The sequence below is a fragment of the Myxococcus sp. AM011 genome (assembly GCF_013372595.1).
GTDB classification, from domain to species: Bacteria; Myxococcota; Myxococcia; order Myxococcales; family Myxococcaceae; genus Myxococcus; species Myxococcus eversor.
In genome coordinates this window covers 1-22,555 of record NZ_JABXEM010000090.1, presented here as the reverse complement: position 1 = coordinate 22,555, position 22,555 = coordinate 1, and the positions used below count along the sequence as shown (strand labels likewise).

General features: G+C 69.7%; 18 protein-coding genes and 1 tRNA gene. 9 read left to right on the top strand and 10 right to left on the bottom strand.

Annotation, left to right across the window (positions count from 1 at the left end):
* Positions 1 to 45: 45 nt before the first annotated feature.
* Positions 46 to 1,098: a lysylphosphatidylglycerol synthase transmembrane domain-containing protein gene (locus HUW62_RS20000; protein WP_217911443.1), complete on the top strand. Its 1,053-nt coding sequence runs from the start codon at positions 46 to 48 to the stop codon at positions 1,096 to 1,098.
* An 80-nt stretch (positions 1,099 to 1,178) separates the two neighbouring features.
* On the opposite strand, the gene HUW62_RS19995 is transcribed toward HUW62_RS20000, so the two are convergent.
* From HUW62_RS19995 to HUW62_RS19965, 7 genes are all read right to left on the bottom strand, one after another.
* Positions 1,179 to 1,262, bottom strand: a tRNA-Leu gene (locus tag HUW62_RS19995).
* Between the two features lie 84 nt (positions 1,263 to 1,346).
* Entirely contained in the window at positions 1,347 to 1,724 is a 378-nt protein-coding gene (locus tag HUW62_RS19990; protein WP_163862280.1) for a 2Fe-2S iron-sulfur cluster-binding protein, read from the bottom strand.
* A 1-nt stretch (position 1,725) separates the two neighbouring features.
* Positions 1,726 to 3,570, bottom strand: coding sequence for a Fe-S protein assembly chaperone HscA (gene hscA / locus HUW62_RS19985; RefSeq protein ID WP_163862283.1), 1,845 nt, complete (start codon positions 3,568 to 3,570; stop codon positions 1,726 to 1,728).
* On the bottom strand, positions 3,567 to 4,124 hold the full coding sequence (gene hscB / locus HUW62_RS19980) for a Fe-S protein assembly co-chaperone HscB (RefSeq protein WP_163862285.1): 558 nt from the start codon (positions 4,122 to 4,124) through the stop codon (positions 3,567 to 3,569). Before hscB ends, hscA begins: the two co-directional genes overlap by 4 nt.
* Positions 4,125 to 4,236: 112 nt before the next feature.
* The gene (locus HUW62_RS19975; RefSeq protein ID WP_163862288.1) at positions 4,237 to 4,638 is read right to left on the bottom strand and encodes an iron-sulfur cluster assembly accessory protein; all 402 of its coding nucleotides are present in this window, start codon (positions 4,636 to 4,638) and stop codon (positions 4,237 to 4,239) included.
* A gap of 44 nt (positions 4,639 to 4,682) precedes the next feature.
* Complete coding sequence (gene iscU / locus HUW62_RS19970; RefSeq protein ID WP_141644221.1) at positions 4,683 to 5,084, bottom strand: Fe-S cluster assembly scaffold IscU; 402 nt, start codon at positions 5,082 to 5,084, stop codon at positions 4,683 to 4,685.
* Positions 5,085 to 5,182: 98 nt separating this feature from the next.
* A complete protein-coding gene (locus HUW62_RS19965) occupies positions 5,183 to 6,544 on the bottom strand; it encodes an IscS subfamily cysteine desulfurase (RefSeq protein WP_240356130.1) in 1,362 nt (453 codons plus the stop codon).
* A gap of 372 nt (positions 6,545 to 6,916) precedes the next feature.
* On the opposite strand from HUW62_RS19965, the gene HUW62_RS19960 reads away from it, so the two are divergent.
* Positions 6,917 to 8,758 carry an SPFH domain-containing protein gene (locus tag HUW62_RS19960; protein ID WP_176435326.1) on the top strand — a complete coding sequence of 614 codons (1,842 nt, stop codon included), beginning with the start codon at positions 6,917 to 6,919 and terminating at the stop codon, positions 8,756 to 8,758.
* Positions 8,759 to 8,821: 63 nt separating this feature from the next.
* Positions 8,822 to 10,264: a protein-disulfide reductase DsbD gene (locus tag HUW62_RS19955; RefSeq protein ID WP_176435325.1), complete on the top strand. Its 1,443-nt coding sequence runs from the start codon at positions 8,822 to 8,824 to the stop codon at positions 10,262 to 10,264.
* Positions 10,265 to 10,271: 7 nt separating this feature from the next.
* Here the strand turns inward: HUW62_RS19955 and HUW62_RS19950 are convergent, their stop codons facing one another.
* The 3 genes from HUW62_RS19950 to HUW62_RS19940 all read right to left on the bottom strand — a co-directional run bounded on the left by HUW62_RS19950 (position 10,272) and on the right by HUW62_RS19940 (position 12,409).
* The gene (locus tag HUW62_RS19950) at positions 10,272 to 10,889 is read right to left on the bottom strand and encodes a tRNA-uridine aminocarboxypropyltransferase (RefSeq protein WP_163862300.1); all 618 of its coding nucleotides are present in this window, start codon (positions 10,887 to 10,889) and stop codon (positions 10,272 to 10,274) included.
* A complete protein-coding gene (locus HUW62_RS19945) occupies positions 10,886 to 11,434 on the bottom strand; it encodes a hypothetical protein (RefSeq protein WP_163862303.1) in 549 nt (182 codons plus the stop codon). Before HUW62_RS19945 ends, HUW62_RS19950 begins: the two co-directional genes overlap by 4 nt.
* A gap of 105 nt (positions 11,435 to 11,539) precedes the next feature.
* Positions 11,540 to 12,409, bottom strand: coding sequence for a DMT family transporter (locus HUW62_RS19940; RefSeq protein ID WP_176435324.1), 870 nt, complete (start codon positions 12,407 to 12,409; stop codon positions 11,540 to 11,542).
* A gap of 82 nt (positions 12,410 to 12,491) precedes the next feature.
* On the opposite strand from HUW62_RS19940, the gene HUW62_RS19935 reads away from it, so the two are divergent.
* From HUW62_RS19935 to HUW62_RS19910, 6 genes are all read left to right on the top strand, one after another.
* Positions 12,492 to 14,099: a sensor histidine kinase gene (locus tag HUW62_RS19935; RefSeq protein WP_176435323.1), complete on the top strand. Its 1,608-nt coding sequence runs from the start codon at positions 12,492 to 12,494 to the stop codon at positions 14,097 to 14,099.
* Between the two features lie 137 nt (positions 14,100 to 14,236).
* Positions 14,237 to 14,824, top strand: a complete 588-nt coding sequence (locus HUW62_RS19930; protein WP_163862309.1) for an RNA polymerase sigma factor — start codon at positions 14,237 to 14,239, stop codon at positions 14,822 to 14,824.
* A complete protein-coding gene (locus HUW62_RS19925; RefSeq protein WP_176435322.1) occupies positions 14,821 to 17,811 on the top strand; it encodes a CHAT domain-containing protein in 2,991 nt (996 codons plus the stop codon). The genes HUW62_RS19930 and HUW62_RS19925 overlap by 4 nt, the downstream gene beginning before the upstream one ends.
* Before the next feature lie 573 nt (positions 17,812 to 18,384).
* The gene (locus tag HUW62_RS19920; protein ID WP_163862317.1) at positions 18,385 to 18,981 is read left to right on the top strand and encodes an RNA polymerase sigma factor; all 597 of its coding nucleotides are present in this window, start codon (positions 18,385 to 18,387) and stop codon (positions 18,979 to 18,981) included.
* Positions 18,978 to 21,980: a CHAT domain-containing protein gene (locus HUW62_RS19915; RefSeq protein WP_176435321.1), complete on the top strand. Its 3,003-nt coding sequence runs from the start codon at positions 18,978 to 18,980 to the stop codon at positions 21,978 to 21,980. Before HUW62_RS19920 ends, HUW62_RS19915 begins: the two co-directional genes overlap by 4 nt.
* 112 nt (positions 21,981 to 22,092) lie before the next feature.
* Positions 22,093 to 22,278: a hypothetical protein gene (locus tag HUW62_RS19910; RefSeq protein WP_163862324.1), complete on the top strand. Its 186-nt coding sequence runs from the start codon at positions 22,093 to 22,095 to the stop codon at positions 22,276 to 22,278.
* Positions 22,279 to 22,555 lie beyond the last annotated feature (277 nt).

Genomic DNA, 22,555 nt, shown 5'->3' with positions numbered 1-22,555 from the left:
CGCATCAGGGGCTCGTGGCCCCGACCTTCGGCGCGCGGCGTGAGCCTGCCCAAGGTGCTGCTCGCCGTGGTGGGGCTGGCGCTGTCCGTCGTCCTGCTCTCCACGGCCTTCTTCCGGTGGAACCTTCAAGGCACGGGGCCGCTGCTCGTGCCGCGCTTCCCGCTGGGGGACTTCCTGAGGGATTTGCCCGGCCACCTCGTGTGGCTGCTGCCCTTCGTGCTGCTCCAGGGCTCCATCATCCCGCTGCGCGCGGTGCAGTGGCAGAGCACGCTGCGCAAGCGCGTGCCCTTTCGCGAGCGCTACCACCTGGTCGCCATCGGCGCCTTCGTCCACAACGCGCTGCCGGGGAAGCTGGGCGACATCCTCCGCTCGTTCCTCCTGTCGCGCACCGAGCGCATCCCCTTCCTGCGCTGCCTGGGCACCGTCGGCGTCTGCAAGCTGATGGAGTTCGCCGCGCTGATGTTGCTGGTGACGCTCTCCCTGCTGGGGCCCTTCGGTGCCACGCTCTCCCGCTTCCAGGGGCAGCTCAAGGTGGCGGTGTCCCTGTGCGTGGGGCTCGTCGCCCTCGTCGTGCTGCTGGCCCACTGGTCCGCGCCGCTGGCGAACTGGCTGCACCGTCGACACCGCTTCCCGCGCCTGGAGGGTTTCCTCCACCACGTCAGCGACGGGTTGGGCTCCGCGCGCTCCTTCCGGGGCATGGGCAAGGTGCTCTTCTTCTCGGTGGGTCCGGTGATGGCGTCCGCGCTGGCCTACGGTCTGGCGCTGCACGGCATCGGCATCGAAGGGGGCCTCTTCGCGGGCGCCGTGGTGCTGGGGGCCATCTCCCTGGGGCAGGCGCTCCCGGGTGTCCCGGCTGGCATGGGCATCTACTACTTCGTCACCAGCTGGGCGGCCCGCACCCTGGGAGCCAGCCCCGAGGACGCGGCGGCCTTCGCCACGCTCACCCACCTGGGGACGGTGCTGAGTCAGGCGGGAGTGGGGGCCATCTCCGTCTACGTCCGGAAGATTCGAATCCGCGACTTGCGCAAGGGCGGCAGTCTGGCGCGCGAGGCCGCGAGCCACGTGGCCCACGAGTCCGTGGAGCCGGCGCCACCGTGAGGGCGTGAGCGTGGGGCAATCGCAGCCCTGAAAAGCGAAAAGGGGCCCTGGTTTGAAACCAGGACCCCTTCTCAACTTTGTGCCCAGGAGAGGACTCGAACCTCCATGCCCTTGCAGGCGCTAGACCCTGAATCTAGTGTGTCTACCAATTCCACCACCTGGGCAGGTGGTTCTTCGTCGCGGCGTTGCTGCGATGGGGCGGACATATAGAAGTCCTGCCCCGCGCCGTCAAGAACTACGTAACAACCTCACTTCTTCAGCGGCCATTTCCCCTCGGACTCCAGGGCGCGGCGGATGACGGGGTTCTCGTCCATGAACGCGGTAAGGGACTCCTCGGTGATCTCCACCGTGACGTCCTCCTGGCTGACCTCCGTCTGGCAGCTCAACCGCGAGTACGGACGCACGTCGAACCCCATGTCCAGGCGGTCCGCCTCCGCGTCCGTTTGCTCGCTCAGCGAGTCGAGGCCCTTGCGCACCCAGATGTGACAGGTGGAGCAGCCGCAGACACCGCCACAGCTATGGCCCACCTGGGCACCGCTCTGCTCGGCCGCGTCCAGGAGGATGGTCCCCGGGGGCACGTCCACGCTGACCTCGGCCAGGGGGCTCTTGAAAGTCACCTTGGGCACGTCAGTAGTCCTCCACCGACTGGCCAGCCACCACCTGGGTGATGGCCTGGTTCATCACCCGCTCGATGAAGGGGCGGCACGTCTCGTCCAGTGCGTGCACGGCCTCCTTCAGCTTCAGGTAGTCCTTGCCCTGGGCCGTCTCGCGCACCTTCGCGAGCGCCGCGTCGATGGTGGCCTTCTCGTCGCCCTCCAGCAGCGCACCATGCTCGCGCAACTGCCGGTCCGCTTCGGCCAGCACACGCTCGGCGTCCACGCGCTGCTCGCGCAGCTGACGGGCCTGGATGTCGTCCTCGGCGTACTCGATGGAGTCGAGCAGCATCCGCTCGATCTCCTCTTCGGTGAGGCCGTGGCTCGGCTTGACGGTGATGGACTGCGCCGCGCCGGTGCTCTGCTCCTTCGCGGAGACGGAGAGGATGCCGTCCGCGTCCACCTGGAAGCGCACCTCCACTCGCGCCATGCCCGCCGCCAGCGGAGGGATGCCGGAGAGGGTGAAGCGCGCGAGGCTGCGGTTGTCCTCCACCAGCTCGCGCTCGCCCTGCAGCACGTGCACGTCCAGGCCTGTTTGGCCGTCCTTGAACGTGGTGAACACCTGCGCCGCCGCCGTGGGGATGGTGGAGTTGCGCTGAATCAACTTCTCCGTGATTCCGCCCATCGTCTCCAACCCGAGCGACAGCGGAATCACGTCCAGCAGCAGCACCTCGTCCTGACGGTCCGTGTTGGTGAGCAGGTCCGCCTGCACCGCGGCGCCCAGCGCCACCACCTGGTCCGGGTCGATGTCGCCCAGCGGCTCGCGGCCGAACACCTCCGCCACGAAGCGCCGCACCGCGGGCACGCGCGTGGAGCCTCCGACGAGGATGACGCCGTCCAGCTCCCCAGCCACCACGCCCGCGTCCTTCAGTGCCCGACGGCACACGAGGCCCGTCTTGTTCACCAGCGGCTGAATCCAGGCGTCGAAGTCCGCGCGCTTCACGGTGTGCGACTGGCCGCCCACGGTGACGGTCGCCTCGGGCGCGTCGGTGAGGGCCTCCTTCGCCTCGCGCGAGGCCGCCAGCGTCTGGGCCACGAGGGAAGGGGAGGGCTCGGTGATGCCGAGCGCCTGGAAGACTTGTGACGCAATCGCCCGGTCGAAGTCGTCGCCGCCCAGCGCGGAGTCGCCGCCGGTGGACTTCACCTCGAACACGCCATCCACCAGCTTGAGGATGGAGATGTCGAACGTGCCGCCGCCCAGGTCGTAGACGGCGAAGGTGCCCTGGCTGCCCTTGTCGAGCCCGTAGGCGAGCGCCGCCGCCGTCGGCTCGTTGAGCAGGCGCAGCACTTCCAGACCCGCGAGCCGCCCTGCGTCCTTGGTGGCCTGGCGCTGGGCGTCGTCGAAGTACGCCGGCACGGTGATGACGGCCTGCTCCACCTTCATGGAGAAGTGGGCCTCCGCGCGGCGCTTCAGCGCGCGCAGGATTTCGCCCGAGACCTCGATGGGCGTCACCGGGTTGCCGCCGGCCACGTCGAAGCGCACCACGTTGGCGCCGGGCACGAACTTGTAGTGCGAAAGCTTGCGCGTCTCCGCGTCGTCGGGGCCTCGCCCCATGTAGCGCTTCACGGAGGCGATGGTGTCGGTGGGGTGCTCGCCAGCCAGCGCACGGGCGCGCACGCCCACGAGCACGCCGCCGTCCTTGCCGTAGTGCACGACGGAGGGGAGCAGCAGCGAGTCGCCCTCGTCCACCGGGACGCAGCGGGGCTTGCCCTGCGCCACCGCCGCGACGAGTGAGTGTGTGGTGCCCAGGTCGATGCCCACCGCCTGCCCCTTGGGCTTCAGCGGGTCGTGGATCTGCAGGTAGCCGTTATTGCTCACGACAGACTTTCCTCCTCGAACGCGTCCACCTGCTCGAGGAAGCGCGTGAAGTAGCGCACCCGCCCCAGCGCGTGCGATGCCTTTCTCACCTGGGCCGGCGCTTCCTCCGCTGGCCCCCCACCTTCCAGCGCCCTCAGGACACCGGCCGCCTCGTCGAGCGCCGCCTTGCGCCTTCCCTGCACCTGGCCGCCCATGGCCTGCACGCGGGCGAGGTCCTTCTTCTCCATGGCCCCGTCGAGCGCCTCGCGCAGCTCCATGACCTCCTCGAGGAACTCCAGGGGCATGTCCTTCTGCGCGCCCGCGTCCTCGCGGTCCAGGTCCACCCCGTGCAACTTCAGGAGGTAGAAGGCGCGGCGCACCGGGTCCTTCAGCGTCTTGAAGGCCTCGTTGAGGGCCGTCGTCGCCTCCAGGGCCTTGAGGCGCTCGCGCGCGTCGGCCTGGGCCACGCGGTCTGGATGGAGCTGGAGCGAAAGCTCGCGGTACTGCTTCTCCAGCGCGGGCACGTCCACGTCATAGGCGCGCGGCAGCCCGAAGACGTCGAAGTGGGTCCTCACTCGGTGTGCTCCATGGGGGTGTGGGGCGGACAAACGAAAGGGGCCCGGCGGCTGGCCGGACCCCGCGTGACGGTGTCCCTTCCAGAAGGGAAGGGACGGGGACTGTCCCCACTCAGACGGAGAAGCTCTCTCCGCAGCCGCAAGCGGCCTTGATGTTGGGGTTGTTCAGCTTGAAGCCGGAGGCCATGAGCGTCTGCTCGAACACCAGCTCCGTGCCGATGAGGTACAGGTAGCTCTTCGGATCCACGAAGACGCGCACGCCGTCCCGCTCGAAAATCTTGTCGCGCTCGCGGGACTTCTCGGACCACTCCATGGAGTACTGGAGGCCCGAGCACCCGCCACCCTTCACGGCAAGCCGCAGGCCGGCGTCGGGCGTCTGGCGCTGCTCCAGCAGCTCCTTCAACCGAGCCACCGCGCTGTCCGCCACGACGATGCCCTTGGGGGCGGCCTTGGCCACGGGCGCGGGGCCAGGCACCGGGCTCTGCGTCATCTGCTGGGTTGCCTGGTCGCTCATGGTTTCGCCTCCTGGAGTCGTGAAGTTCGCCGCACCTACAGCCCTTAGGATGCCTGGGCCTTGCGAGCGGCGCGCTTCTTCTTGAAGTCCTCGATGGCCGCCTTGATGGCGTCCTCGGCGAGGACCGAGCAGTGGATCTTCACCGGCGGCAGCGACAGCTCCCGGGCCACGTCCTTGTTGGAGATGGTCATCGCCTGGTCCACCGTCTTGCCCTTCACCCACTCGGTGACGAGCGATGAGGAGGCGATGGCCGACCCGCAACCGAACGTCTTGAATCGCGCGTCCTCGATGAGCCCATCGTCGGAAATCTTGAGCTGAAGGCGCATCACGTCGCCGCACGCGGGAGCCCCCACGAGGCCCGTGCCCACGTTCGGGTCTTCCTTGTCCATCGTCCCGACGTTGCGGGGGTTCTCGTAGTGGTCGATGACCTTGTCGCTGTAAGCCATGCCAACTCCTTCAACGGATGCTTCTCACCAAAGGTTCCGGGGAGCAATGCCCACCGGTCGAGGGGCCATGCGCCCCGCTGATTGCCTGGAAAGACGCGCTAATGCGCCGTCCACTCGATGCTCTTGAGGTCGATGCCTTCCTTGGCCATCTCGTACAGGGGGCTCATGTCGCGCAGCTTGCGGACCTTGTCCACGACCAGGTTGACGACGAAGTCGACCTCCTCTTCGGTGGTGAAGCGGCCCAGGCCGAAGCGGATGGAGCTGTGGGCCAGCTCCTCGTCCACGCCCAGCGCGCGCAGCACGTAGGACGGCTCCAGCGAGGCGGACGTGCACGCGGAGCCTGACGACACCGCGACGTCCTTGATGCCCATCATCAGGGACTCGCCCTCCGCGTGGGCGAAGGAGATGTTGAGGTTGCCCGGCAGCCGGTGCTCCAGCGAGCCGTTGAGCACCGTCATGTCCAGCGCGTCGGTGAGCCCCTTCCGGAGCTTCTCGCGCAGGCGGAGGATGCGGGCGGCTTCGTCGGCCAGCTCCTCGCGGGCCAGCTGCGCCGCGTGGCCGAAGCCGACGATGGCCGCGACGTTGAGCGTTCCGGAGCGCATGCCGCGCTCATGGCCGCCACCGTCGATGAGGGGGGCGATGCGCACGCGCGGCTTGCGGCGCACGTACAGCGCGCCGATGCCCTTGGGGCCGTACATCTTGTGCGAGGTGATGGACGCGAGGTCGACCTTCATCGCCTCCACGTCGAAGGGCACCTTGCCAATGCCCTGCACCGCGTCGCAGTGGAAGAGGACGCCCTTCTTGCGGCACAGCGCCCCAATCTCCGCGATGGGCTGCACCACGCCAATCTCGTTGTTGGCGAACATGATGGAGACGAGCACCGTCTTCGGCGTCATCGCCTCCTCGAGCTTCTCCAGGTTCACCCGGCCGTCCTGCTCCACGTCCAGATACGTCACGCGCGCGCCGCCGGTGGGCATCTCCGCCCACTTCTTGTACGTCGCGTCGTTCTCCACATCATGCTTCGCGGCCAGCTCCGCCACTTCCTCGGGCGACACGTCGCGCTCGGCCAGCTGTCCCAGGCGCAGGAGCTTCAGCTCGTCCAGGCGCTCCTGGCGCACGCGCTCCAGGCGCTTGCAGGTGTCCAGGATGGCCTTGTGCTCGGTCTTCAGGGTGATGATGTGGTCACCCTTCGACTTGTAGTACTCGACGACGCCTTTGATGGCGAGGTTGTCGGACTCGGTGGCGCCGGAGGTGAAGACAATCTCCTGGTCTGTCGCGCCGATGAGCTCGGCCACCTGCTGGCGGGCCTTCTTCACCGCGGCTTCGGCCTTCCAGCCGAACACGTGGTTGCGGCTGGACGCGTTGCCGAAGTCCTCGCGCAGATACGGGAGCATCACTTCCAGCACACGCGGGTCCAGCGGCGTGGTGGCGTGGTTGTCCATGTAGATCGGCAGCTTCAGCATCGCTTCCCACACCTTCCTGAAGGGGCTTACTGCTGCCCCCGCACCCCGGCGCCACCCAGGGGGCGCGCTGCGGCGGGCATACACCGTCACACATGAATGTGGACCGGACTGGTCAATTATAAAATCGGGTGCCCTCGGGTCAAGCGAACATAAGGTGGACGAGAGACCTGCCGGGACTGGCCGAGTGGAGGGGATGTCGGCGGTGGAACGGCTGGGCCAGGGTGGATCACTCCCCGGTGGGCCATCCTGGAGCGGAGTGCCCCGAAATGGCGCGGCACCCGGGCTACTATCGCCTGTAAGCGTCTGAATTCCCGTGGGGTCCGCGCTGGCTGGGGGGCTGCAACCTGGGTGGTCCATCAGGAGGCAGGCATGAGCGCGAACGCGAAGCAGACGGCCCGGTCGAGGGAGCAGCAGGTGGAGTCCACGGAGCCCGGCCGGACGCAACTGGTCCGGGTGGAGGGTGGCTCTGGCGGGGGGATGGAGCGCAACCGCTACTCGGACGGCTGGCGCGCGGGGAAGCCGGCGGAGGATCCGGAGAAGATGAAGCGCTGGGGCCTCATCACCGCGCGGCCCAGCGAGTTCCTCGTCCACATGCGCCGGGGCCGCGTGCGCGATGTCAGCGGTCAGGGCGCCAGCTGCTTCAAGTGGCCCGGAGACTCGGTGGCGATTGTGCCCACCAGCATCCAACGGCTCCAGTTCACCGCGGACCAGGTGACGAGCGAGAAGGTGGGCGTGCAGGTGACGGGCCTCGCGGTGTACCGCATCGCGGATCCGCTGGTGGCCTTCCGCATGCTCAACTTCTCCTTCCCGGAGCGGGCGCAGGAGAAGCTGGCGGAGCTCTTGCGGGAGATGTTCGTGGGCGCGGCGCGGCGCCTCGTCGCCAACCTCTCCGTGGAGGAGTGCCTGTCGCGGCGCAAGGAGGGCATCGCCACGGAGCTGATGCGTGAAATCGCGCCGGTGCTCTCGGGGAAGGGGCGCCTGGAAGACTCGGTGGACGCGGGCTGGGGCGTGCTGCTGGACACGATTGAAATCCAGGACGTGCGCGTCCTGTCGTCCACCGTCTTCGAGAACATGCAGGCGCGCTTCCGCCGCGAGCAGGAGCGGCAGGCGCGCGAGGCGGAGCTGGCCAAGGAGCGCTTCGTCCACCGCGAGGAGACCGAGGCCGAGCGACAGCTGAACCTCCAGCGCCTGGAGGCCGAAGACGAGGTCCGCCAGCGCAAGCAGACCGCGGACGAGCAATCCCAGTTGGAGACGCTGGCCGTGGCCGCGCGCGTGGCCGAGGCGAAGCTGGCCCAGGAGCGCACGCTGAAGCAGGAGCAGGTCACGGTGGAGCGCGAGGTGGCGCTCACCAAGCTGGCCGCCGAGCAGGAGGTCCGTCAGAAGAAGCAGGTCTCCGACGAGCAGGCCAAGCTGGAGACGCTCAACGCCGAGGCGCGGCTGTCGGAGGCGAAGATTGTCTCCGAGCGCGCGCTGGCGACGAGCCGCGCGCAGGTGGACATGGAGAAGCTGGCGCGCGAGCAGGAAATCGAGGTGACGCGCGCGCGCATCGCCCTGGAGAAGCTCAAGCAAGAGCAGGACGCGGACGTGGGCCGCGCGAAGCTGGAGCTGGAGAAGCAGAAGCTGGCGCAGGAGGCCGAGGCCGCGCAGGCGAAATTCGAACTGGTGCGCCTGCAGCGCGAGCAGGAGGCGGAGCACGCCCGGGCGCAGATGGAGCTGGACCGCCTTCGCCGTGAGGAGGACCAGGCGACGGCCCGCGCTCAGATGGAGCTGGAGCGTCTGCGCCGCGAGCAGGAGCAGACAGCGGCGCGTCACGAGGGCCAGCTGGCCGAGCAGATTCAAGAAGTGGAGAAGCTCAAGGCCCAGCTCCAGGTGGTGCTGTCCCGGCGCTCCATCGCCGAGGCGGAGGTGTCCATCGCGGAGTTGGAGGTGCGCCGGGAGAACGCGCGGCAGGAGCTGGAGCTGGCTCGGGCCCGCGCGATGCGCGACATCGAGAACACCATCAGTCCGGAGGTCATCCAGATGACGCTCGCGCAGCAGTTGCCTCAGGTGGCGGCGGCCTTCCAGCAGAAGATGGGTGAAGTCCACGTCACGGCGGTGGATGGAGCAAATCCCTTTGGTTACATCGCCGCGGCGGTGGAGGGGGTCATGGGGCTGGCGCGCTCCGCGGGCTTGAAGGTGCCTGTCTCCTCGCTTACCCCCACGGCGCAGTAGCCCGCTGACCGGGGCCTGCGTATACAAGGCAGGCCCCTTTGGGGAAGACGGAGTGAAGCGCGCATGAATGCCAAGAAGCTGGGATTGATGGCCTTGCTGGCCGGCGTGGCGGTGGCCGTGGTGCCCTGGCTGTTGCCCACCGGGCCCAGCACGGAGCTCGACGCGGCGCGTTTCCTCGAATCCGGCAACCTCTTCGTGGGCGCCGCCATCGTCTTCGGCGGTGGTCTGCTCACCGCGCTGACGCCCTGCGTCTACCCGCTCATCCCGATTACGGTGTCCGTCTTCGGGGCCCGCAAGGCGGAGAGCCGGGGCAAGGCGCTCCTGCTCACCACGTCCTACATCGTCGGCATGGGGGTGGTGTTCAGCGCGCTGGGCATCCTCGCGGCGAAGACGGGGCAGGCCTTCGGCTCGATGTTGGGGCACCCGGCGGTGGTGACGGGGCTGGCGGTGTTCCTGTTGCTGCTCGCCTCGTCCATGTTCGGCGCCTTCGAGCTGGCGCTGCCGTCGAGCCTCCAGACGCGGCTGAACTCCGTGGGTGGCGCGGGTGTGGCGGGCGCGTTCCTGATGGGCAGCGTGTCCGGGTTCCTCGCGGCGCCGTGCACGGGGCCGGTGCTGACGGGCCTGTTGGCCTTCGTGGCGAAGACGGCGAACACGACGCTGGGCGCCTCGCTGCTGTTCATCTACGCGCTGGGCATCGGCGTTCCGTTCTTCATCCTCGGCGTGTCCACGGTGCGCCTGCCCAAGAGCGGCGTGTGGATGGAGTGGGTGAAGAGCGTGCTGGGCATCGTCCTCGTCGCGCTGGCCTTCAGCTACCTGAAGGACGCGTCTCCGTGGGCGCGCGGTGTGGTGAAGCTGCTGGGCGCGGAGCTGGGCCGGGTGCCGGGCGCGGTGGTGGCCTCGGTGCTGGCGGTGGTGGGCGTGCTGGTGGGCGCGGTGCACCGCTCCTTCAAGGAGGGCGCGCGGGAGTTCTCGTTCAAGGCGTTCGGCGTGGCGCTGGTGGTGGTGGCGCTGGTGATTCGCGGTGGCGCGCTGGATGCGGGCCCGGTGGGCGAGCTGTGGGTGCGCCTGGGCGTGGCCGAGCCGCCGCGCGCGCCGTCGTGGCAGTGGCACCACGTGATGCCCGCCAAGCAGGCGACATTCTCCGCGGATGCGTTCGAGAAGGTGCTGGCCCAGGCGAAGACGGAAGGGCGCCCGGTGCTCATCGACTTCTTCGCGGACTGGTGCGCGGCCTGCAAGGAGCTGGACCGCGAGACGTATCCGGCGCCCGAGGTCATCTCGCAGTCGTCGGAAGGGCAGTTCCTCAACATCAAGATTGACGCGACGAACAGCGAAGACGCGCTCGACGCGCTGATGGAGCGCTTCGGTGTCGAGGGCCTGCCGACGGTGGCCTTCGTGGCGCCGGACGGCAAGGTGCTCACGCGCCCGCGCATCACCGGCTTCCTGGAGCCCACGCCGTTCGCCGCGGAGATGCGCAAGGCGCGCTGCACCGACGGCGCGTCCTGCTGAGCGGCGTTCAGTCCCCGTCGTCCTCGTCGCACAAGGGGCCTGGCCCTCGCCCCCTGCTCGCGAGCACGCGGTCGATCATCAGCTCATGCAGCGCGTAGAGAGGCCTTGCCACGTCCTCGCCTTCCAGGTGCGCGAACGCGCCGGCGATGGCCTCCAGCGTGGACATGCCATCCGGATGCGGAGGCCTGCGCAGCCTGCGTGAATCCGGGGGCGGTGGAGCCAGCATCAAACTCGGCAGCCGGCGCAGCGCGGGCACCCGCTGCACCATGCGCTTCGCCTGACCCCAGCTCCCGTCCAGGACGATGAGTCGCTTCGGGAGCGCGGCATCTGGCGCGGGCGCCTGCTGCGTCGTGGGGAACAAGAGCCAGGTGGCGCCGTCGTCCTCGAGCGTCGACACATCGAAGCGCTCGGCCGGCGAGCCATACGAGACGATGCGACACCGAGGCATCGCGAGCGCGGCCATGCGCGCCGTGTTCGTCGACTTCAGCGTCTCCTTGTGGTGACGGATGATGAGCAGCTCGGTGCGCGTGGAGACGACGGGCAGTTCGGCGCACAGGCACAACAGGGTGGGCAGAAAACAGCGCGGACAGCGACCCGCGAGGTCCTCCGGAGTTCGAGACCTCATTTCCCCTGACGGTATCGCTCCATCAGCACGCGCGCCTCACGAAGCTTCTCCTCGACGTAGCGGTCGTCCGCGTCAGGCTCGTAGTCCGCGTCCGGCACGTCGAGCTGGAAGATGGCCGACAGGAGGATGGGCGCGACCTCCAACCACTCGGCCGTGCGGTTGAGCGCCGCCTGACGCCGGCCCGCGAAGGTCTCCGGCCCGTCCTCTGGCCCACAGCGGCAGATGCGCGCCGAGTCACCCGACACGTCCACGTAGAGGCCCAGCACCTCCGCGTCGACCTCGGCCGCGAGCGCGCACGTCGCCTCGCTCACGTACGCGGCCATGGCCTGGGCCGCGGAGCGCTCGGTGAGGGAGCGCACCAGATACACCTGCCAACCCGCTTCGGTGAGCGCGCCCGACTCCTGGATGGGCGTCAGCTCCGCGGGGGGCGCCTGGATGCGTGACAGCAATCGCCGCACGGGTGCCTCCAGCCGCTCCAGTCGCGCGTTGGACGCGGGACAGAAGAAGAGGACGCGATACTCACGGCTGTCTGCTGCGGTTTCCATGGGCATACGGCGTCGCCAAGGCGCTGCACTGCAAGCAAGAGCTTCGTTGACCCAAGAGGACCAAAGGATTCCCCGACCTTGCAAGTGGGGAGTTCAGTGGAGGGTTCATGGCGTGGCGGACGGGAGGGACACGACGGCCACGGCCGCCCTCCGCTCGGAGGCGACCCAGACCCCCGCCGCCAACACCAGCAGTCCGCCCGCCACCCCTACAGGGGTGAGAGCTTCCGCGAAGACGGCCCATCCCACCAGGGAGGCCGTGAGAGGCTCCAGGTACGTCAGGGCCCCCGCCGCCGCCGTGGGCACATGTCGCAGCCCGGCATTGAAGAGGAAGGTCCCCATCAGTCCGCACACCGCGCCCCCGGCCAGCACCTGGAGCGTGGCCCCATCCATCGCCGAGGGCAAGGCGTCCCTCCCGGCGATGAGCAACAGCACCCCCACGGACACCGGCGCATGGAGCGACGCGACCGCCAGGGGAGAATATGCCCGTGTCGCCGCTTTCGTCCCCAGGACGATGGCCGCGTAGAACAGGGCGCTTCCCGCGCCCAGCGCCGCCGTCATCCCCACGCCACCCGTCCCATCCGGCCGGCCGATGAGCAGCACCAGCCCCAGCAGCGTCACCGGCGCGGCGACCAGGGCCCGGACGGACCTCCGCTCGCCCAGCACCCAGGGGGCCACGAGCGCCAGGAGCAGGGGCGCCAGGTAGTGCGTGAGCACCGCCACCGAGACGGGTCCGCGCTTCATGGCGGCGAAGAAGAGGCTGATGTTGGCCGCGTCCGCCAGGCCCACGACGAGCAGGGCCCCCGTCGCGCGCCTGTCACGCCAGGGAGCGCCGCGCAGGAGGAAGGGCACGGGCAGCGACATGGCGATGAGGGCCAGGAGCGCGTTCTGGGCCCAGGACAGGCCCGCGGGCCGGAGGAAGAGGGACCAACACCCCCAGAGGGTGGCCCCGGCCGCGACCATGGCGAAGTGCCGCACTGCTCATGACTCCTGGTGACGCCGAATCGCCCGGAGGCGCCGACGGGGCGCGCAGCCTAGGAACATCTGCCACACTCCGTCCATGGGGCCCCTGTTCGCCTACAGCCTCGTGCCCGTCCTCTCGGTGTCGCTCCTCTTGTGTTTCACCGCCGCCTTTCGCGGCCGGGACGCACGGGGGCTGACGCTGTACTGCCTGGCCACCGCCGTCTGGAGCGGCTCGCTGCTCTTGATATGCGTGCCCCGGTACGCGTGGCTGGGAGAGCGCTTCGCCGCCAGCGGGGCCTTCACCGCCGCCGCGTACCTCCATGTCGCGTACGACGTCACCCGGCAGCGCTCCTACCGACAGGTGGCGCTGGCCTACGCCGTGGCGGTGGTCGTCACCGGAGTGGGCGCGCTCTTCCCGGATGCGCTGTACGGACCGCTGGCGATGAAGCGAGGACCGCTGTTCTGGCCCGTCATCGCGCTGTCGGTCTCCGCGGCGTTGGTGCCGCTGCTGCACCTGGCCCGCTCCTATCCTCACGAGACGCCGGAGCGCCGGCCGCTGTTGCGCAGCCTGGGCATCGTCGGCGCGCTGGCGTACTCAGGCGGTCTGGGCACGGCGCTGCTGCTGTCGGGGGGCTACGCGCTGCCCTTCGGGATGTACGGCGTGCTGGCCTCGCTGCTGGTGCTGGTGCACGTCGTCAACTCCCACCAGCCTCCAGGGGAGCGGCGGCTGCTGGAGCGCAGCCTCGTGTACTCGGCGATGGCGGCGGTGTTGTCGGCGGGCTTCCTCTTCGGGGTGCTGACGCTGATGGCGGGCAGCGGGCAGCCCTTCCTGCTCGAGTACCGGGTGGGCGCCTTCTTCCTGCTGGCGCTGGCGGCGCTCGCCTTCGAGCCCCTGCGTCAGGGCCTTCAGGAGTGGCTGGGCCGTCGACTGCTCAAGGGCCGCGCCACCGGCACCGAGCTGGTGGCGGCGCTGGCCGAGCAGGAGGCCCGCGCGGACCAGGCGGCGCGATTGGCGGAGCTGGGGCAGTTCACCTCCGCGGTGGCCCACGAGGTGCGAAACCCGCTGGGCGTGCTCGCCGCGCACCTGAAGCTCCTGGAACGCCAGGGCGTGGACGCGGACGCCGTCGCCGCCATGCGCGAGCAGATATCCCGCGCCGGGCACTTCGTGGACGAGCTGCTGCGCTACGGCCGGCCCCGACCGCTGGAGCTGCGCCGCGTGGACATGCTGGCCACCGTGGCGCTGGCGTACTCCACCGCGCGACAGGGATTGGGTGCGCTGGCGCCGGATGTCTCATTCGAACTTCCAGACGGCGAGCCTTTCGAGCTGGAGGCGGACCAGTCCCAGCTCTCGCAAGTGTTTGTCATTGTCCTGGAGAATGCCTTGCTCGCGCTGCGCGACACGCCCGCTCCTGTCTTGCGTGTGCGCTGTGAGCGCGTCGATGCGAGTCTCCAAATCTTCGTGGAGGACAACGGCCCCGGCATCCCCCCGGAGCTGCTCCCCCGGCTGTTCCAACCCTTCGTCACGGGGCGGCGTCGCGAGGGACCCCGGCCAGGAACAGGTCTGGGATTGGCGATTGCCCGGGGAATCCTGGAACGTCACGGAGCTTCGGTGCGGGCCAGCCGCTCCGAGTCCCTGGGGGGCGCGAGCTTCGTGTTGACGCTTCCACAATCGCAGCCTGTACCCCTATCCGCCGCCGCCTCCTGAAGTCATACTGTCGATATGTAGACAGTTTGCCTCCTGGGTTTGCGGATGTCGCGGGAGTGCCGTGGCTGTGAGGAAAAGAGGTTGTCGGCAACAAAGCAGACCTGCCGCGTTCTCTGGTGAAAGGGAAGGAGGCGGCCATGAGGGCAAGGCCAGGATTGAGGGTGGTGGAGCCTCCGTCTGGGGCGCCGGGGACGGATTTCGAGGTCTTCGCTCGCCAGTTCCAACCCGTATTGTTTGCCATTCTCAGGAAGTACTGTGTGGGTATCGAGCACGAGGTCGAGGACCTGGTGCACGATGTGTTGTTGCGAGCGCTGCTCCAGTGGGAGCACCTCCGGCATTGGGAGTCATACAAGCAGCGCTTCTGGTTGGGGCGGGTCGCCGAGAACTGCTTCCTGGACCGGTGCCGTCGCCGCAAGAGCGAGGCGGACCGGCTGCGCAACCTGCTCGAGCTGCATGAAGAGGCCGAGGACTTCGACGAAGCCGCGCAGGACGAGTTGTGGTGTCACGTCGGTGAAGACGACGTGAAGCGGGCGCTGACCTTTCTCAGTCCCAGACTCCGTTTGACCTTCGAGCTGTACCTCCAAGGGATGTCCTATGCACGCATCGCTCGTGAGACTGGCGTATCGCCGGGGACGGTGGGCGCGCGCCTGCATCACGCCCGGTTGGAGCTACGAGAGCTGCTGCGCGAGACGGCCGAGCGTCGACGCCGGGAGCGGCGGCGATGAGCGCCGACTGCAAGGACCTGCCTCGCTTTCTCGACGGACAGATGAGCGCGGAGGCGCAGTGCGGGTTCCGTCAGCACCTGGGCGGGTGTGAGCGCTGCGAGGCGCGCTTCCGCGAGACGCTGCAACTGGAGCTGCTGGCGCACCGGGCGCTGCCCTCGCTCGCGCCGCCCATGGCACCGCCGTCCGCGTCCAGGGAGCGCAAGCGCTGGTGGCCCCGGCGGGGGCAGGTCGGCTCCGGGTTCAGGGTGCTCGTCGCCTGTTTCGCGATGTTGTTGATATCTCCCAGCGCCAGCCACTGGAACGGTGACGACGTGGCCTGGCTGGTGAAGGACGGCCCGCGCACGCTGGAGGCGCGGGTGACGTATCGCGCCGTGGATGCGCGTCATCAGCCCTATGTCCCGGACCGGGGTGGAGGCTGGGAGCGCCCCGCCGTCCCGTCGCTGCCGCTCCATGAGCTGTCTCGAATGGAGGCGCGGGGAGACCTGCATGGCATCGCCACGGCGTACCTGCTTCATGGCGCGCCCCGTCAGGCGCTGGCCTTCCTGAAGCGCCTGCCTCCCTCGGTGGACAGGGACTGTGACCTGGCGCTCCTGTCGCTGGAGCAGGCTCGGCAGGATGGGCCACTCGACACCCGGCATGCGCACCTGGAAGAGGCGCTGGAGCTGCTGTCGGAGGTGTTGCGCGTCGCGCCACGACATCCCCAGGCCCTATGGAACCGGGCGCTGACGCTGGCGGAGCTCGGGCTGACGCTCCAGGCGGCGGACTCGTTCGGTGAGGTCGCGAAGCTGGGAGAGCCGGGGTGGAGCGAGGAGGCCGCGGACCGGGAGCGCGCCCTGCGCGAGTCCACGCTCTCCCGCGGGCGGGCCTGGAAGGACGCCTTCGCGGCGACGCGGGACTTGCTCACGGATGCGTCAGCACCGCTGCCCGTGGCGGCGGTGAGGGACCATCCGGGCATCCTCCGGCTCGCCTTCTACGACGCGGTGCGCGCGGCGCCTCGGCGACAGGACGTGCTGCGGTTGCTCCCGCTGGCCCGGGCACTGGACGAGCGCTACGGGGGGAGCGTCCTCCAGACGTGGCTGGCTCGCGTGGCGGAGCGGGACTTCACGCGAAGGGGCCCCTTCGCGCGGAGGTATGCGCAGCTCGTGCTGGGGACGCTGTCGCCCTCGGGCGAGGTGATGGAGGAGCTGCGCCGCTCGGGGGAGGATGACCTCTACCTGGGCGCGCTCGTGCTCGCGGGCTTCGCGCGACAGCCGGTGGATTCAGCGGCGCTGGTGCGATTGGCACGGGCCTCCGAGGACCCGTGGATGCGGGTACTCGGAGAGCTGGAGCTGGCGCGCGCGGACCAACGGGAGGGCCGCTGGTGGAACGCCGAGCAACGACTGGTGGAGGCGTTGGACTCATGCCAGAAGCAGGGCCTGGTGTATCGCTGCCTGGGACTGGAGCAGGCGCTCACGGACCTGTACCTGGAGCTGCACCGACCCGCGGAGGCCTTCCAACACGCATGGAATGGCTGGAGCCGCGCGCAGGAGGCCCGCGAGTGGCGCTACGAGCAGGTGTTCCTCCAGGAACTGGCGGATGTGGCGCGCTACCAGCACTCCTTCACCAGTGCCCGGGCCTATCTCGAGGAGTCGCTGGTCCGCATGCCGGAGGACTGCGCGCAGCGCACGCATATGCACAGCAACGTGGCCTTGCTGGAGTGGCAGCGGTTCCGCCCGGAGGCGGCGCGCGAGTCACTGGAGCGGGCGCTGGAGTGTGAGCGCCCCCTGGGGATGACGGGCGCGCGGGTGTTGTCGGAGCTGGCCCGCTTCCAGCCCCGGCCGCATGACGGACATTGGTTGCGCCGCGCCCTGGCGGACCTGCGACAGTCGGATGTCTCCCCGGGCCGCGAGGCGCTGCTGCTCGTCTTCGAGGGCCAGTTCGCGTTGGAGCAGTCGCGTGACACGGGGCAGGCGCTGCTCTGGCGAGGCGTGTCGATGGCGGAGCACCTGCCGGACAGCGTCGATGCGCGCAAGGCCCTGGCCTTCGGCTACTCCGCTCTGCTGTCCGAGGCGGGGCGTGCCGGGGCATGGAACGAGGCCCTGTCGTTGATGGCGCGCGAGCTGCGCGTCGAGCCCGTTCCCACGAGCTGTCTCCTGGCGGTGTCGCTCCAGCACGAGCGCACCATGGTGCTCGCGCGTGGACCCGATGGCGAGCTGAAGGGGGCGTATTCCACGGGTCGACGGGAGCCGCTGCGCGACGTTGCCTCGGGGCTGGTGCCCCAAGAACTCTTGAAGGAGTTGACGGGCTGCGAGCACGTGGATGTGTTGACCCGTCCGCCCGTGCACGGGCTCACCGGGTTGCTACCGGACACGCTGGCGTGGAGCTATCGCGTGGGACGCGGTGGGCGCCCCACGCCAGTTCAGGATGGGGGCTCCAGGCATCTGGTCGTCACGGAAGTCGCGAGCCCGCCCGCGTTGAGATTGCCGAAGCTGGGGGCACTGACCGCGCCGCGCGTACCGGACCCGTGGCGCGTGGAGCTCCGGGGTGGGGAGGCCACGCTGTCGCGCGTATCGCGAGAGATGGCGGACGCGTCCGAGATTGAACTCCACACCCATGGGCTGTTCAGCGCCTCCATGTCGGATGCCTCGATGGTGGTGCTCGCGCCGGATGCGGATGGTGACTACGCACTGACGGCCGACATGGTCCGTCAGACGCGCTTGAAGCATGCGCCGCTGGTGCTGCTGGCCACGTGTGGCGCGGCGAGGACGGCGCCATTTCCGCACGAGTCCTACAGCCTGCCCGTGGCCTTCATCTCCGCGGGCGCGAGCGCGGTGCTGGCCGCCTCCGTGGAGATTCCCGACTCGGCGGGGGCCTTCTTCGAGAAGGTGCGTGAGCGCATCCGCGCGGGCACGCGCCCGTCCGTGGCGCTGAGGGATGCGCGCGCTCTCTGGCTGCGCGAGCACCCCGATGACGCACGGTGGCTGTCCCACGTCCTCCTCTTCGAGTGAGCGCCTGTCCAGGCGCGCCTCGAGGGTTGTGACGTTGGAGGTTTCCGGCAACAAGCAGGACGTCGTGCGTTCTATGGCTTGAGGGCCGCCGGTGCCCCGCATCCTGCGGGAGTGAGGACGGTGGCCCCCAGGAGCCGTGCGACATGACGAGCTGCATGAGCGAAGCGAAGCCGGCGGAGGAGACCCCTGCCCTGCAAGGGCCCGCGGTGAGCGGGGCGGTTCCGAAGAAGGCGCCCGTGGTGGAATCCGACGCGCCGGCAGACGCCGCCGTCCCCCCGCCGGAGTCGGCGCGTCCGGATGTGAGAGACCCTCCGCCCACCGGTCCCCCGGGCTGAGCGAGTCACTCGCGACAGCGCGAGGTCCTGGCCGACGCTCCGTCCGTGGGACCTCCAGCCGGGTGTTGGAAGCGGCGGACGTGGCGTCCTCCAGGTGGCGGGTCGACTCCATCCTGGGGGCTGCAACGGTGTCGGGGAGGCGGCGGAAACCGGCGTGGTTGCGTCGGTTTCCGGACGGCGACCCAAGGATTCCGGGTGGCTGCGTTTCGAGTGGGCGTGGAAGGAGGGCGAGGGGTCGATGAGGGACCATCGCAATGCCTCGGTGAAGCGATTCACCGTGGCCTACAGTGCCGCCGTGGCACACGAAGGCTTTGAAGAGTTCGCTCAGCGCGTCAGGCCCATGCTCGTGGCATTGGCGAGGCGTCTGTGCGGCCAGGGTGGTATCGACCCGGAAGACCTGGCGCAGGAAGCGCTTGTCCGGGCGCTCGTCCACCATGCCACCTTGTCCGCGCAGCCAGAGCCCGTGTACCGGGCGTGGTTGTGCCGGGCGCTCACCAATCACTTCCTGGACCAGTGCCGCAAGCGCAGGACGGAGCTGCTGGAGCAGGAGCGCCGGGACATCCGGCTCGTGCGCGAGGACGTGGAGTCTCCCGACGCCAGGACGGGAGAGATGTGGGAGCGCATCACCGACGCGGACCTGGTCCAGGCCATCTCCCGGCTGCCCAATCCGCGCGTGCGTGAGGCGTTCGAGCTGCACGCCACGGGATTGCGCTACCGGGCCATCGCCCAGCGCATGGGGGTTCCCGAGGGCACCGTGGGGAGCTGGCTGTTCCAGGCGCGCAAGGAGCTGCGCGAGCTGCTGATGCCGCTGACGGACGGCGGAGGGCTGGTATGAGCCCTCCGTGTCATCGGTTGTATCTGTTCCTGGATGGCGAGTTGCCCCCGGTCGACGAGGAGAACTTCCGCCACCACCTGGCCCGCTGCGCGATGTGCGCTTCCGGGTTGCATGAGGCGATGCAGTTGGAGCTGCTCGGCTTCCAGGCGCTCCATCCGGAGGGGGATCCTCTCGAAGATGAGGTGGAGGAGGAGGCGCCGCGCCATGAGTCGCCTCCGTCGTGGCCCGCGCCGCCCTGGCCGAAGCCCGTGTGGCACCAGCGGCTGCGCGCGGTGTTGCCGGCGGGCTGGTGGGCCGCGGGCGCGGTGGCGCTGGCGGCGGGGCTCCTGGTGCTGGTGCTGGCCGTGCCGCGCGCCCGGGACACGCCGCCAGAGGTGTGGACCGCGCATCCGGCGCAGCGCGCGCTGGAGGCCCGGGTCGCCTATGCGCGGGCGGACGGGTATCGGCACTACGTACCGATGCGCGCCGGGCCCGAGACTCCCGTGGTGACGACGCCCCTGCCGCTGCGCGAGCTGGCGGAGCTGGAGGACCGGGGAGATTTGCACGGCATCGCCGCCGCGTACCTGGTGCGACGGGACGTGCGGCAGGCGGCGGACTTCCTGCGGAGGACTCCCGCCTCACTGGACCGTGACAGCGACCTGGCGGTCATCGCGCTGGAGCAGGGCCGCCGCGAGGACGCGCTGGAGTTGTTGGAGGCCGTGCTGCGCAAGTCGCCGGACCATCCGCAGGCGCTGTGGAACCGGGCGCTGGTGCTGCGGGAGATGGGGCTGACGCTCCAGGCGGCGGAGGCCTTCGATGTGGTGGCGAAGCAGGGCGAGGCCGGGTGGAGCGAGGAGGCCCGGGTGCGCTCCCAGGCGCTGCGCAGCGAGACGCTCCTTCGCTCGCGGGACTTCCACGACGCGCGGGCGGCGGCGCAGAACCTGGCCACGCTGGAGGGCGCGCGGCTTCCCTTGGACGAGGCCCGCCGCTTCCCGGGCGTGGTGCGGCTGGCCTTCTATGACGCCCTGAGGGCCGCGCCCACGCGGGATGCGGCGCTGCGACTGCTGCCGCTCGCGGCGGTGCTGGACGAGGTGCAGGGCGGCGCCACGCTGCGAGACACCGTGCACGCCGTCGCGCGCGCGGACTTCCAGCGACGCGGTCCGCTGGCGCGCGAGTACGTGCGGCTCTTGCGCGGCGAGCACCCCACGCCAGAGGTCTATCTGGAGACGCTGCGGCGCTCCGGCGAGGAGGACCTGTACCTGGGCGCGCTCGTGTCGCGTGACGCCGTGGCGAGCCACGTGGATGATTTCGTGCGCATCGCCCGGGCGGGAGGAGACCCCTGGTTGGTGTTGCTGGCCGAGCGCGAGCTGTCCGTGCGCGAGGAGCGCGAGGGGCAGTGGTGGAAGGCGGAGCAGCGGCTGCGCGCGGCGCTGGCGTCGTGTTCGGGGCGGGGTCTGGCCTATCGGTGCGCCACGCTGCGACGACGGCTGGCGGACCTCTTCGTGCGCCTGCACCGTCCGGCCGACGCGCTGGAGGAGGCCCGTGAAGGCTGGCGCCTGACGCGAGAGCTGGGCGAGTGGAACCTGGAGCAGCAGTTCCTCCAGGAGATGGCGCAGATCGCCCGCTATCGCCACAGCACGGCGAGCGCGAGGGCCTTCCTGCGCGAGTCGCTGTCCCGCATTCCCGATGACTGCGAGCAGCGCACGTACGCGCACCGCAACCTCGCCACGGTGGCCTGGTCCGACTTCCGTCCGGTCGAGGCCCGCGAGGAACTGGAGCAGGCCACCCGCTGCGGACGGCCCCTGGGCATGTCGGGCGCGTGGGTGCTCTCGTATCTGGCCCGCCACGGCGCGGAGGTCCGCGACGAGGATCTGCTGCGGCGCACGCTCGACGAACTGCGGCGCGGCTCGCGCACGGCGGGAGAGCTGGCGATGCTGACCTTCCTGGAAGGGCAGTTCATGCTGGAGCGCGAGCGCGCGTCGGGCCGGGAGCTGCTTCATGGCGCCATCGACGCGGCGGAGTCGCTCCCTCGGGACGTGGACGCTCGCAAGGCGCGAGGCTTCGCGTACGGCGTGCTGGTGAGCGACGCGGGCCGCTCGGGTGTCCAGGAGCAGGTGCTGGAGCTGATGGGACAGGCGCTGCGCGTGCCCGCTCCGGAGCGCTGTGTGCTGGCGGTGTCCGTGGACCACGAGCGCACGGTGGTGACAGTGCGCGACGCGGAGGGGGCGCTGGCGGGGGTCTATGACGACAAGCGCTCCACGCCCCTGCATGGGACGGCGGAGGGCCTGGTTCCGCCGCGCCTGGTGGCGGCGCTCCGGGGCTGTGAGCACGTGGACGTGCTGGCCCTGCCGCCCGTGCATGGCCTGCCCGGATTGCTCCCCGCGGACCTGGCGTGGAGCTATCGCGTGGGCCGGAGTGGGCCCGCTCCCGAGGCGCACGGCCCTGTCGGGCACCACCTGGTCGTCACGGGGGTGGAGGCGCCGCAGGCGCTCGGGCTGGAGAAGCTCTCTCCCCTGGAGGGCCCCCGCGTGCCGGACCCGCTGCGCGTGGAGCTGCGCGGCGCGGGAGCCACCCCGTCGCGCGTGCTGCGGGAGATGGCCCAGGCGCGCGAGATTGAAATCCACACGCACGGCCTCTTCAGCCCGGAGCTGTCAGACGCCTCGTTGCTGGTGCTCGCTCCGGAAGAGGACGGGCGGTACGCACTCGCGGCGGCCCAGGTGCGGGAGCAGCCGCTGCTTGGCGCGCCCCTCGTCCTGCTCGCGGCGTGTGGGGCCGCTCGCGCCGCGCCGTTCCTGCATGAGCCCGTGAGCCTTCCGGTGGCCTTCATCGAGGCGGGGGCACGCACGGTGCTCGCTTCCACCGGTGACATCCCCGACACCGCGGGGCGCTTCTTCGAGTCCGTGCGCGAGCGCATCCGCGCGGGGGCCCCGGCCTCCCGGGCTCTGCGTGATGAGCGCCTGGCGTGGCTTGCCCGCGAGCCGGCCGCGACGTGGCCCGCCCAGGTCCTCCTGTTCGAGTGACGTGGCGCAAGCGCCTTCAAGGATTCCGACCCCCTGCGTTCTGAAGGTGACGCTTGCGTCCACGCGACGGCGCGTCGTGCCTTGAAACGTCGAACAGGGGGGGGATTCACACATGAGGAACTCAAGCTCGGGGAAGCCCGGTACGGACATCATCGCCCAGGAGATTCCGGACCCACCGCCGGAGCGGGACAGGGGCCTGCGCGCCCCCGGGGAGGAAGCCACGCCCGTCTTCTCGGCGAAGCTCTCCATCCCCCCGCCTCCTCCGGCGGAGTCGTCAACCGTGAGCGACGAGCGCTGAAACAAGTAACAGCCGTTTCATGGCTCTCCTGAATTACGAGAGAGTTGCATGTTTTTCGGGGCGTTTCCGGGAGGAGGCGCCCTGAATTTTTTTGAACAAGGAGGCTCAAGGAAAAAGGCTCGAAACGTATTTCAGAAGGAAGAGGGCGGCGACGGGGGAGTACGGCTGCTTCGACTGCATCGCGACAGGGGGGAGTGATGTTCCGGAGTGACGCGCGGGGCCATGGGGACTCCCATGGGATGTGGGCACCGGAGGATGGGCGTGGTTCGGGTGGGGG

Coding starts and splice junctions, on each gene's coding strand:
- HUW62_RS19975 (WP_163862288.1), bottom strand. CDS start 4,638: ATGAGCGACCAGGCAACCCAGCAGATGACGCAGAGCCCGGTGCCTGGC.
- iscU (WP_141644221.1), bottom strand. CDS start 5,084: ATGGCTTACAGCGACAAGGTCATCGACCACTACGAGAACCCCCGCAAC.
- HUW62_RS19960 (WP_176435326.1), top strand. CDS start 6,917: ATGAGCGCGAACGCGAAGCAGACGGCCCGGTCGAGGGAGCAGCAGGTG.
- HUW62_RS19955 (WP_176435325.1), top strand. CDS start 8,822: ATGAATGCCAAGAAGCTGGGATTGATGGCCTTGCTGGCCGGCGTGGCG.
- HUW62_RS19950 (WP_163862300.1), bottom strand. CDS start 10,889: ATGAGGTCTCGAACTCCGGAGGACCTCGCGGGTCGCTGTCCGCGCTGT.
- HUW62_RS19945 (WP_163862303.1), bottom strand. CDS start 11,434: ATGGAAACCGCAGCAGACAGCCGTGAGTATCGCGTCCTCTTCTTCTGT.
- HUW62_RS19935 (WP_176435323.1), top strand. CDS start 12,492: ATGGGGCCCCTGTTCGCCTACAGCCTCGTGCCCGTCCTCTCGGTGTCG.
- HUW62_RS19930 (WP_163862309.1), top strand. CDS start 14,237: ATGAGGGCAAGGCCAGGATTGAGGGTGGTGGAGCCTCCGTCTGGGGCG.
- HUW62_RS19925 (WP_176435322.1), top strand. CDS start 14,821: ATGAGCGCCGACTGCAAGGACCTGCCTCGCTTTCTCGACGGACAGATG.
- HUW62_RS19920 (WP_163862317.1), top strand. CDS start 18,385: ATGAGGGACCATCGCAATGCCTCGGTGAAGCGATTCACCGTGGCCTAC.
- HUW62_RS19915 (WP_176435321.1), top strand. CDS start 18,978: ATGAGCCCTCCGTGTCATCGGTTGTATCTGTTCCTGGATGGCGAGTTG.
- HUW62_RS19910 (WP_163862324.1), top strand. CDS start 22,093: ATGAGGAACTCAAGCTCGGGGAAGCCCGGTACGGACATCATCGCCCAG.